We start from the raw sequence: 10,909 nt of genomic DNA, 5'->3' as shown, positions 1-10,909 counted from the left end.
GTGCATTAGCAAACAGCAATCTAATCTCGTTGTTCCTCTACTAATTTAGACAAAAAAATTTGCTTTAGCTTGATTTTTATCACTCTTTACTCAAATAAATTTAGTTTTATTTCGACATTTAATTCCAATCAGACACTTACACACAAAAACCTTCACATTCATTAGCAAAAAAATCGCTCTAGCTTAAGCTAGAGCTCGCCCCCTAAGGCTCTCAAAGAATCAACACATTTGAGAGCTATATCTCAGTTTGTAATCCTTGCAAGTAAACACGAATGAAAACAGTTCTCAATTGCGTTATTTAATGTAGAATGCAGTGAACTTTTTAGCAGCTTTTAAACTTACAAGTAAAATTAGGTATACCTAGAAGTGCAAACTATAAAAATATCCTTACCTAAAACAGTGGATTCGGAAAAACTCAAGATAGGCTTTCGTGCCTTTTCCGCTATATTTGCTGGCTACCTTTTAGCCGCCACAGTATCAGGTTTGCTTGCCTTAACCCTTCCCTTTTCGCCGCTGGACAATGTACTCGCGGCCATGATGTTGTCGTTTGCTGTCTACGCGACCGCTGGAATATGGGCATTTAGTGTTCACAATCACTGGCGCGCATTAAGCGATCTGCTTTTAGTTAGCGGCCTTTTTTACCTGCTTACTCGCCTGATAGGTTAAACAATGAAAGAAACTTTTTTTCGCAGCATGACTTGGCTGCACACCTGGGTAGGCTTGCTTGTTTGCTGGGTATTATTGCTAGTGTTCTTTGCCGGAACCTTAAGTTATTACCGCTATGAGATGACGCTATGGAGCAAGCCTGAGCTACATAAAAACGTATTCCAGCAATATGATGCTAGCCAAGTTGCCAGTGAGCTTGAACGTGCTCAACGCTATTTAACTGAACATGCTCCAGATGCACGTGACTGGCGAGTCAACTTCCCAACGGATCGTAAACCTTATATGAGCTATGGCTGGCAAACACAGCCTGAAGAGGGGCAGCGTCGCGGTCAGTTTGTTGAACATATCGTACCAATCGAAGGTGATAAGTTAATCAGCGAGGTGCGTGAGTCTAAAGGCGGACACTTCTTTTATCGTTTGCATTTCGACCTCCATTACATGCCCGCAAAGATTGCTCGATGGATCGTAGGCTTCTGTACCATGTTTATGCTTGTGGCACTGATCAGTGGCATCGTCATTCATAAGCGGATCTTTAAAGACTTCTTCAGCTTTAGACGCAACAAAGGCAGTCGCTCATGGCTAGATGCCCATAACGTAAGCTCGGTTATTGCCCTGCCTTATCATCTAATGATCACCTACACAGGACTTGTAACGCTGATGGTGATGTATATGCCATGGAGTGTTATCACTGCCTACGATGGTGACTTTAAAGGCTTTAGCAAAGAGCTTAGACCTAGTCGAGTACTCGTTAAACCAGTGGGCGTTGAGGCGCAAACTGTTTCTTTGACTACACTACTCCCGCAAGTTCAAGAACTCTGGGGACAAGCACCACTCAAACAAGTGGTAATCAATAACCCTAGCGATCAAAATAGCCGAGTAAACTTTTATAAAGAAACGGGTGAAACCGTTACCGATAGAAGGACCGCCATTACCTTTAATGGCATCAACTCTGAATTGCTTAACCCAGGTGTAGAGCCAGACTCTGGTGTGCGTAATACCCACGATACGCTTATCGCACTGCATACTGGACGCTTTGCCGAGCCGATATTACGCGCACTGTTTTTCATCTGTGGTGTATTAGGCTGCGCTATGATCACAACTGGAACATTACTCTGGGCGGTGAAAATTCGCCAGAAACAGCAAAAGCAGATCAAACAAGGTGCCAAACCTAGCCTTGGCTTACGCCTAGTCGAGGGGCTAAACCTAACATTTATTACTGGTCTACCGCTTGCGACTGCCGCCTTTTTCTACGCTAACAGGCTACTACCTGTGGACATGGTTAATCGTGCACAATGGGAAGTAAACACCTTCTTCATTACACTTGCGGCTGTAGCGCTGTTGGCTTGTTTTAACCGTACTTTGACTGCCTGGCGTCTTGTCATCACCATAACCGCAGCAAGCTTAGTTGCAATCCCACTCTTAAATGCGTTGACCTCCAGTAGTCATCTATTAAGTAACATAGCCCAAAACCAGTGGCCGTTAGTGGGCTTTGATCTAATGTGTGTATTTATCGGCATGTCACTCTTTTTTGCTCGAACGAAACTAGTAGCTAAACAAGCTGTCACATCAAAGAGAAACGTCAATACCACCAGTAAAGGCCGTCAGATTACTATCGATGCCTCACCAGCAACGAAAGAAGGAGTATAAGCGGTGATAATAAGTCTCTTAGGATTTAGCTACCTCGCATTTGGGTTATTAGCTCTGGCTATGTTTTCCCACTACCGGGACACTTTTGGTAGCGCACCAAGCCCGACACAGGCTAAAGTTTTATATATTGCCGGATGGCTAGCCATCGGGGGCACTTATTGGGGATGTATAGCTAACCTCGGCACCGCTTACGGCAGCATTTTATTCTTTGGCTTACTCTCTTTTTCAGGACTGTTGGTCATTCTAATGCTGAGCTATCGAGCTAAGCTCTTACCTTACTCTATGGCATTGAGTACCCTATTTAGCTCTATTTTAGTCGGATTAAACTAATGATAACTGGACGTGAGCTAAAGCTCAGCCAGTCATAATTCAGCTAAGCAAGGTGTTCTGTATTATAAAGAGCACACCATCAATAAAGCCTTTTGCGTTAACTTTACGTTGATGCAAAAGGTTTTTTGCTCTCAATACCAAACGAAAGAATCAAACATAAACAACATGGTTCAGCTTACATTCAGCTAATAAGCGCTATGGTGATCCTCATAAAGAGTCGCCATGGAAAGATTATGCTTGTTTCAAATCCGCCGATATCAAATCATAGCCAACAGCATGTAGGCAACACGGCGCAATCAAATGACCAAGTCCAGGTCAGCTCAAGTTCACAATTAAACAAGCAGCGAGATCCTCACTCCACCAATGCCGCAGTGGTACAAATCGATACCGTGACTCTTAGCGCCAAGTCGATTGCACTTAGCAAGCAAGCTCCTGACTCCAAATCCCCACAGACGCTCCCTGCACAGCCAAAACTGCCTAACGAGGGAGAAAAAGTTGAAGCCTATGTGGAATATAAAAAAGCAAAGGTGCAGTACCAGATCTATGCAGACATTGCAGGCGTTGCCACAGGTAACGGCAACGGGCTCTCTCCTGCAACGGCTTACTATCTTTCAAACAATGATGACGCTCGCGCAGCAACGGTAAACGCTAAGGCCCAGCAACAACAGCTGGCAAGTATGCAAACTTATGTAGAGACTAGCCAAAACAGCAACAAAATGTATTAACTTTCAAAACCTTACAACAGCTCAGGTGACACATAAGCATAATCAGAACCGGAACTTGCTATGTTACTAAGCTGCTATCTCTCAAGGAACACGCCAAAGTAAATTCCTGCAGTTGATTAAAATCAAGCTATCAGTTCCCTTCTACGAGTACACTCCACTTTAGTTATTTGCAGTTGCAATCTATTGACTCAAAGAGTTAGCTTAAACACTTCCCCCTAGTCATTAGTCATGTATTCGCATATCCATCACTAGAAGAGTTAACAGTATGACTTTTAATATTAACCTCAGTTGGAGCGCCTCTGAGGAGCCTATTAACGATCCCCAAAGCTTTTGCCGTGACCACCAGATTAACTTTGGTAGCGGGCAGCAGATCCAAGCCTCATCCGCACCGGAATATAGCGGCAATGCCGCTAATATAAACCCTGAAGAGAGCCTACTCGCCGCACTGTCCTCGTGCCATATGCTAACATTTCTGACAATCGCACACCTAAAGCGCCTGCCTATCGTGTCCTATAAAGACAGTGCCTTTGCCGAGCTTGGCAAGAATGGCGCAGGCAAAATCTTTGTTAGTAAGATTGTCCTATGTCCAGAGATCGAATTTGCCACTGAAGTAAACCAAGAGGTCATCACTAAAATTCATGAGAAATCTCACGAGAACTGTTTTATCGCCAATAGCTTAAACCCTGAAACTCAGTTTGAGATTAAGTACTAAAGAGGTAGCTCAAACCTATCTCTGGACGATACAGATCTAGGCATAAAAAAAGCTAGGTCATAACCTAGCTTTTCTGCTTAGATAAGTGAGTGCTAACCGTCATTCTCAACGAAGTCATCGGTAAAGTCAGTTTCCCAATACTTATAACCTTGAACCGTAGCCTGAGCCGCGGCGCCCATCAAGTTAACTTGGTAAGTCTTCACACCAGACACATCAACCGACTGGTTTGCCGATGCCTGCTCACCACTGCCCTCATATTCGGCACTGGCTTCAGCCTGAGCCTGTCCTTCATAGCCCGACTCTTTAAAACGCGTTAATGCATCACGCTGAGTAAAAGCTTGTACAAACGCCATCTGCTTCCAGCCAATACCCGCACCAACACCACCTGTTGCGAAGCGATAGTAAGAGAGCTTGCTGCCTTCATGTAGCACGCAAATTCCACCACCAGTCGATAAAGCAAACAGATAGCTATTGCTACCGGTACACACCACATAACCAACTGAGTTAGCCACTGCCGTTTTCGCCGCAGGATGCTCGGTATAGATCTCCTGAAGCGCTGCCTGAGTCTCTTCTCTAGCATGCATCTTCTTAGATTCTGGGGTATCACCTGTTGCACAACCAACAAGTAATACAGGTAGGGCGACAGCTGCCAGTTTAAGTTTGTTTAGTCGAAACATAGTTTCATCCTTATCGGTAGATATTGATGAGTGTTCGATACACTCTCGTAGTATGTGGTGCTCAAGAACTTGCGCCATTTAACATATAGCACATGAACCAAGTTATTGATTCAGTTATATATCATAATTTTGCTTAACCAATCCTTTATCAAGCTTCATCTCTAAGGCGCATGCTCAATTAATTAAGATTTGTTAAAACAACCAAGCTATCCACAGCCTCACACTGTAAGTACTGGCCTCCATGTTATTGCGTATCACGACTGAATAATTGCCCTTTGGTGACACCATTCGCTAACAAGTTATTATCAGCCGATAAAAAAGCCTGATTACGCTGATTTATAAGCTATTGCGTTTTTTCAAGAACTTCCAATCTCTGGACTCTAAGAAGAAGGAGGCAAAAATCATATAAACGCCCACTAAAAATAGCTGCAAAATCCTAAGATAAAAATTCACCGCAACATCTTTATCCGTAGACGATGCCGTTGAGCCTACAACCACTAATAGTGCCGATAAAATACCAGCATAGAGGGGAGCTTTAGCTGGATCGGCATAGATCTTTTGCCCGAAAAATAGAGCCGCTAACATCGACATGCCAATATAAAATTGGACCTCTGGCACTATGGTGAGTAAGTTATAAAACACGACTGCTAAGGCACCACCGATACCGTTAGTGACCAAAAGGAATAGACTCACCTTAACGCTTTTAGCCCCCGCGGCCTGCAAAGACAAAATAGCAATAAAAATCATGGTTAGCAGCGCACCAGAGATCTCTAAGAAATAGAAGAAACAGATCACAGGAAAAGCGATAATAAGGGCGCGAAATGCCTCATGCGTTCGTTCATCATGGCTCTGAACTGCATCCGATAATTGCTCTTTCTTAGGTGACAAATCGGGTAACAAGGCGTGAAGTAACGCAAATATAGCCACAGCGACAACACCTGAAAAACTTAACCCCCCCCCTACAAGAATTGCGGCTCCGGGCTCTAATAAACTCAAATAAGGCAGTAGCAGCGTCGCCACGATGAAAATAGTGGCAAAGAAGTTCCATTTAGGGTCGCTAAACAGGTAATAGCCCCATAACATCATCATAGCGAGCAGTGGCAGTAACACCATAGGATAGTGAGTCGGTCCAAAACTCACCAACCAAGCTAAGCCGATAGTACAGATCATCGAGATAAGCAGCTCATACACGGTTTGTATTGTGGGCTCTTGCCTATCAACCAAAAACTTAGCTACAAATACCGGCACGATAAACGCGAGCGGCCATGCCCAAATAGCTGACACAGCAACGGCGAGACCTATTCCCAAGGTAAAACGCAGTACCCTGCGAGTGTAAATGGCCTCTGCAGTTACTCCTTGTGCTGCATTAGCAACGGCAAGTGAGCTGTCAGCTCGTTTGCTATCTGACATAAGAGAACCAGCTCACGAGGCGGATCCAGAACTTACCAAATAGATTGATGATACTGCTATCACTGGTATAGACAATCACATCGGCTTGACCACCGACACGTCTTAATCCCACCGCTTCATTGGCAGGCAGCACAATGGTAACCGGGAAGCGCTGGGATTGACGTAGCCAACCTGTTTGACCCGATACCTGCGCCAGCTTACCAGTCTGCTCACTCTGCCCCCAGTCGATACCGTAATCGATGCTGCCGACCTTAGCCTTAAAGACTTCACCGGGAGCGTAATCGAGGGCAAACTCAACTTCATCGCCAGGTTTCATATTGCCTAAACTGTTTTCTCTAAAATATGCCTCAATCCACACATCTTCCGATGAGATAAAGGTCATCACAGGCTGCCCAGCGCTAGCGTATATGCCCTCTTTTAACCTGAAATTTGAGGCAACACCATCGGTCGGTGCCGTGATGGATGTACGAGCCAAGTCCAACTGTGCTTTCTCTAAGCTCAACAAGGCTGACTGTACATTAGTATTGTTCTCACCTTCTGCGCCTAAACGCTCCTGCGCCTTAGCCAAATCAGCTTTAGCGCTAGCGACACCGGCTTCAGCCTTAGTCAACTCGGCTCTGGCATTATCGGCATCCGCCTGTGACATTACGGCTCTGTCAACCATGGCAAAAATACGCTTAGATTGAACCTGAGCATTTTTCAGGTTTGCCTCGGCATTAGTCACCTTTGCCTGAGCCGCAGCGACATTGGCCGTCTGAGCACCGACATTTTGCCCAGCTTTCTTGAGCGATTGCTCGGCTTGGTGCAGCGCAATTTCATAATCTTTTGGGTTAATTTTGGCCAGCACATCCCCGCGTCTTATAAGGGTGTTAGGCGCCACTAAAATGTCGATGATCTCACCGGACACTTGAGGACTAATGGGGACCACATAGCCGCGAATACGGCCGAGATCGGTTGAGGGGATAAATCTATCTGCGATAAGGTGAAAAACAAATAAGAAGCTGACAACAATTAAGATGATATTGGTCGCTTTACGGATTTTCGTGTTTTTCTTGTTTTCTGTCTGCTCGACCTCTTTACTGAGCTCATCATTAGCGGCGTCATTCCCACTTACACCTTTATCTTCAGTCATACTCATCCCTTTAGTAACCGATAAGCCTGTACCTAATGCCCATTAGTACAAGCCTCAATATTGGTGTCAATTAACACCCTAATTTTTGAACTATTTTTATCCAGTTTAGTGCCTTAAACAGTTAGCTTTCAATTATTTTTTGCAAAATATTTAATGGGCTATCTATTAATAAAACACTTTGAAATGATAGCTGAATAACAGCAAGGTTGATGCCATAAATAAGAAAATGGGCGTTATTAACTTATTGCTAATAACGCCCAAAATAATGAAGTAAAGCCAACCTCAATGTAAAAACGATTGGCGTGCTACTTATTTAAAACGCCTTATGAACGTCTTCAGCCATCCCCTTTGTAGGCATAGGTTTTGGTCTTAGCTCTGGAACAGGTTGCGCTTGCAGGGCCTCCTTTAAGTAGCTAATCGCTTTATTGAGCTGGGCATCTGTTCCCATAAACGTCGCATAAGGTAAGTTGTCGACCTCAATGTCGGGACTCACCCCGCGCCCTTCAATGATCCAACTGCCGTCCATCGCATATTGTGGATACTCAGCAACTCGTGCCATACCTTTATCTGTCAACGAATTACGACCAGATAACCATACACCTGCGCCCGCCGTCTGCTTACCAATCAAGGGAGCGATGCCTAGTGCCTTTACACCGGCCGAAAAGGTTTCACCATCAGAATAGGTGAGCTGATCGGTCAACACCACCAGCTGGCCCCTAAAGGTCTGCTGCATATTCCCCGATGGCGTGCCATGGGTCGGAGCCCAAAATGCCCATGTACGGCGCAGTAACTTTTCGATGATCCAACTATCAATATTGCCACCGCGATTACGGCGCACATCGATAATCAAGCCATCCTTGTCAACGTTAGCGTAAAACTCTCGAGCAAAGCTGGCAATATCACCGCTGCCCATAGCATACAGGTGCAAATAGCCTATCTTGCCGTCACTGTTTTTAGTTACTTCATCACTGTTGTGACGTACCCAATCTACATATCTTAGCTTGGCATTCTTAGAAGCAGTAACGGGTTTAATGATAGTCTGATGGGTTTTGCTACCGCGTTTTAGCGTCAGTAAGACCTGTTTGCCGTCTTGGTTACGCAAAAGCCTTGTTACATCGGCAATATTACTTAGCTTTTTGCCATTGATGGCGACTATCACATCACCAACTTTTGCATTAACGCCCATCTGCATCAGCGGAGCCGCCTGTGTTGGCAACTCAGGATCGCCCTGATAGATATGCTCAATCACCACGCCCGCTTTAGTTTGCTCTAATCGTGCCCCTAAGCTTGCCGACTTAGCCTTGTTAGGATCTTTAGGGCTATCACCACCACGCACCTGAGAATGCAGTGAGTCCAGCTCACCCATCATCTGCATAAAGATATCGTTGAGCTCATGACGATCTGTGAGTCGATCAACCAAAGGCTGATACTTGGCCTTGGTTGCCTGCCAGTCCAATCCGCGCATGCTCTTGTCATAGAAAGAGTCCCTATGCATTAACCACGCATCTTCATACATCTGTTGCCACTCAGCCGCTGGTTCAATCGCAAGTTGCCATAGTTCGGTTTGTACCTTGGCTTGCTTAAGCTCTTTAGGTAGCTTGTCAGCTGCATCGACGATCAACATCTCGCTGCCCTGCTTTGACTGCTTACGGATAAACAGCTTTTTACCATCTTGAGACAGTTGGTACTCGCCAACATCTTTAGAGAAAGTCTCAACCTTAGGGCTTAGAGCATCGAACTTAACCACTTTCAGCGTCGACTTACCACTCGTTGACGTATCAAGCAGATAGAACTTATCTTTTGCCATCTGCAACGAGCCATAGTTACCGGCGGCAATAGGGACTTGCCATAAACGGCTCGCTAATCCATCCCATTCAACCTTAGTTTCTACCTCATCGTCATCAGCTTGTGGGGCAGACATTAGCTCATTTGGCTTTTGAAAGGCAAAGCGTGCATCTTCATTCAGAGCGATAGCAAACACTTGCGTGCGCTTATCAAACATCGGGCCTAAGTTTCTATCTCCCCAAGGCGAGCTAGGCGTTGAGACAAACTGTCGATTAGACAGGAAGTATAACCAATCACCATCGGCGCTAAAGCTCGGTGAAAACGACTCATATTTATCACTCGTCAAAGATTCGGCGCGATCCTTATTTAGCGAGTACAGCACGATTTGTGGTCGCGCCTTGCCCATCTCAGCCTTGGTTAAGGCGATAAAACGGCTATCACCAGACCAGACGATATCCGCATACGGTCCAAGCCCCTCACCTTGGCTGATGATCTTCTTATTACTGCCCTTCTTAAGATCTAGCAACCAAACATTACCGTCATAATCATCATGGGCAAGGTAGCGGCCATCCGGAGACTGATGCAAATTAAGCCTTAGGCTTTTACCATCTTTAGTCAGTTGCTTAGACTTTTCACTGCCATCGGCGGCAAACTGCCAAACCTCTTGCTCGCCAGAGGCATCGCTAATACCGTAGACCCAAGCACCATCTTGACTCATTATCGCACTGCGAAGACGGCTATTTTTCGGCAGGGCAACTTCTACTAAACGCTGACCATCGGTGCCCGCAATCGCGACATGGCTGCGAGCGGTTATCACCACCTTATCGCCCTGAGGGGCTAACAGTGTCGAGGTTGCGTACTTCATCGGCTCTTTTACCCAGTGCTCTCGCTGCTGGGCAAAATCGGAAACGAGCTGAAGATCAAGGAGCTGCTCTTTCCCTGAAGCGATATCAAATAGCTTTATATCCGCCCCTTGCTGAAACACGATACGACCTTGATCTAATCGAGCCGTACGAACCTGCCACTCTTTATAATGAGTGTGCTGCTGTAGATCGCCTCCATCTGTCGCCATTGACCAGATGTTGTCATTACCATCACTGTCACTAATAAAATAGAGGCGCGACTGCCATAACATAGGTTGTCTTACAGAGCCTTGGTGGGATTGAGTCAGAGGTGTTGCCTCTTGTTTACTGCCTAATTTAAATTTCCACAGCTCGCCTTTAGCACCACCACGATAAACCTTGGCGTTATCGCCTGTTGTCTGCAGGCCAAATCGAGTGAAATAAACGTACTCTCCCTTGTCGTCTATCGCACCTTCAATCGCATCGGCTAACGGAAGATCAGTTGTTATCAAGGTTTCGGGATCAACGGTTCTTAGTACCCAGTAGTTAGCAGGGCCGAAGGCATTATCGGTTGAATAAAGCACCTTACCATCGGCAGTCCATCCTTGAACACGCACGCGGCTGTTTTCAAAGCTCACCCGCTTTGCTTGACCACCAGCAATGGGGATAACGTAGACTTCGGTCGATCCTTCGTAGTTGGCGGTATAGGCCACAGATTGTCCATCAGGGGAGATCGTCGCCCCTAACTCCTGCGCCGGTAAGCTTGTTAGACGTGTCGCTTTAGTATCAGCCAAAGATTGGGTCCAGAGGTCCCCTTCCGCCGTAAATACCAAGGTTTGCTGGTTCAATGCTGGAGCACGAAAGTAACCAGGCTTAACAGTGGACTGCGTGGCGAAAGCGGGGGAGATATTAATCGTGCCTAAGGCAAGCATACAGCACGCGAGAGAGTGACGGAGTTTCATCTGAGCTAGCAATCCTATTGT

At 45.8% G+C, this 10,909-nt stretch carries 9 protein-coding genes; 5 read left to right on the top strand and 4 right to left on the bottom strand.

What is annotated here, in order from left to right; genetic code table 11:
• The first annotated feature begins 366 nt into the window (after positions 1–366).
• The 5 genes from K5Q92_RS07470 to K5Q92_RS07450 all read left to right on the top strand — a co-directional run bounded on the left by K5Q92_RS07470 (position 367) and on the right by K5Q92_RS07450 (position 4,080).
• Complete coding sequence (locus K5Q92_RS07470; RefSeq protein WP_220768379.1) at positions 367–666, top strand: hypothetical protein; 300 nt, start codon at positions 367–369, stop codon at positions 664–666.
• Positions 667–669: 3 nt separating this feature from the next.
• Complete coding sequence (locus K5Q92_RS07465; RefSeq protein WP_220768378.1) at positions 670–2,313, top strand: PepSY domain-containing protein; 1,644 nt, start codon at positions 670–672, stop codon at positions 2,311–2,313.
• Positions 2,314–2,316: 3 nt separating this feature from the next.
• The gene (locus K5Q92_RS07460; RefSeq protein ID WP_220768377.1) at positions 2,317–2,643 is read left to right on the top strand and encodes a DUF3325 domain-containing protein; all 327 of its coding nucleotides are present in this window, start codon (positions 2,317–2,319) and stop codon (positions 2,641–2,643) included.
• A gap of 233 nt (positions 2,644–2,876) precedes the next feature.
• On the top strand, positions 2,877–3,368 hold the full coding sequence (locus K5Q92_RS07455; protein WP_220768376.1) for a hypothetical protein: 492 nt from the start codon (positions 2,877–2,879) through the stop codon (positions 3,366–3,368).
• Positions 3,369–3,633: 265 nt separating this feature from the next.
• Positions 3,634–4,080, top strand: coding sequence for an OsmC family protein (locus K5Q92_RS07450; RefSeq protein WP_220768375.1), 447 nt, complete (start codon positions 3,634–3,636; stop codon positions 4,078–4,080).
• A 92-nt stretch (positions 4,081–4,172) separates the two neighbouring features.
• On the opposite strand, the gene K5Q92_RS07445 is transcribed toward K5Q92_RS07450, so the two are convergent.
• From K5Q92_RS07445 to K5Q92_RS07430, 4 genes are all read right to left on the bottom strand, one after another.
• Positions 4,173–4,757 carry a hypothetical protein gene (locus K5Q92_RS07445; protein ID WP_220768374.1) on the bottom strand — a complete coding sequence of 195 codons (585 nt, stop codon included), beginning with the start codon at positions 4,755–4,757 and terminating at the stop codon, positions 4,173–4,175.
• Positions 4,758–5,093: 336 nt separating this feature from the next.
• Entirely contained in the window at positions 5,094–6,167 is a 1,074-nt protein-coding gene (locus tag K5Q92_RS07440; RefSeq protein ID WP_220768373.1) for a DUF2955 domain-containing protein, read from the bottom strand.
• Positions 6,157–7,299 (bottom strand): HlyD family secretion protein, encoded by a 1,143-nt coding sequence (locus tag K5Q92_RS07435; protein WP_259649517.1) that lies wholly within the window; start codon positions 7,297–7,299, stop codon positions 6,157–6,159. Before K5Q92_RS07435 ends, K5Q92_RS07440 begins: the two co-directional genes overlap by 11 nt.
• 313 nt (positions 7,300–7,612) lie before the next feature.
• Positions 7,613–10,888, bottom strand: a complete 3,276-nt coding sequence (locus K5Q92_RS07430; protein WP_220768371.1) for a S41 family peptidase — start codon at positions 10,886–10,888, stop codon at positions 7,613–7,615.
• Between the last annotated feature and the right edge of the window lie 21 nt (positions 10,889–10,909).

Source organism: Shewanella sp. MBTL60-007, assembly GCF_019654915.1.
Lineage (GTDB): Bacteria > Pseudomonadota > Gammaproteobacteria > Enterobacterales > Shewanellaceae > Shewanella.
This window is presented reverse-complemented; position numbering and strand designations above follow the sequence as displayed.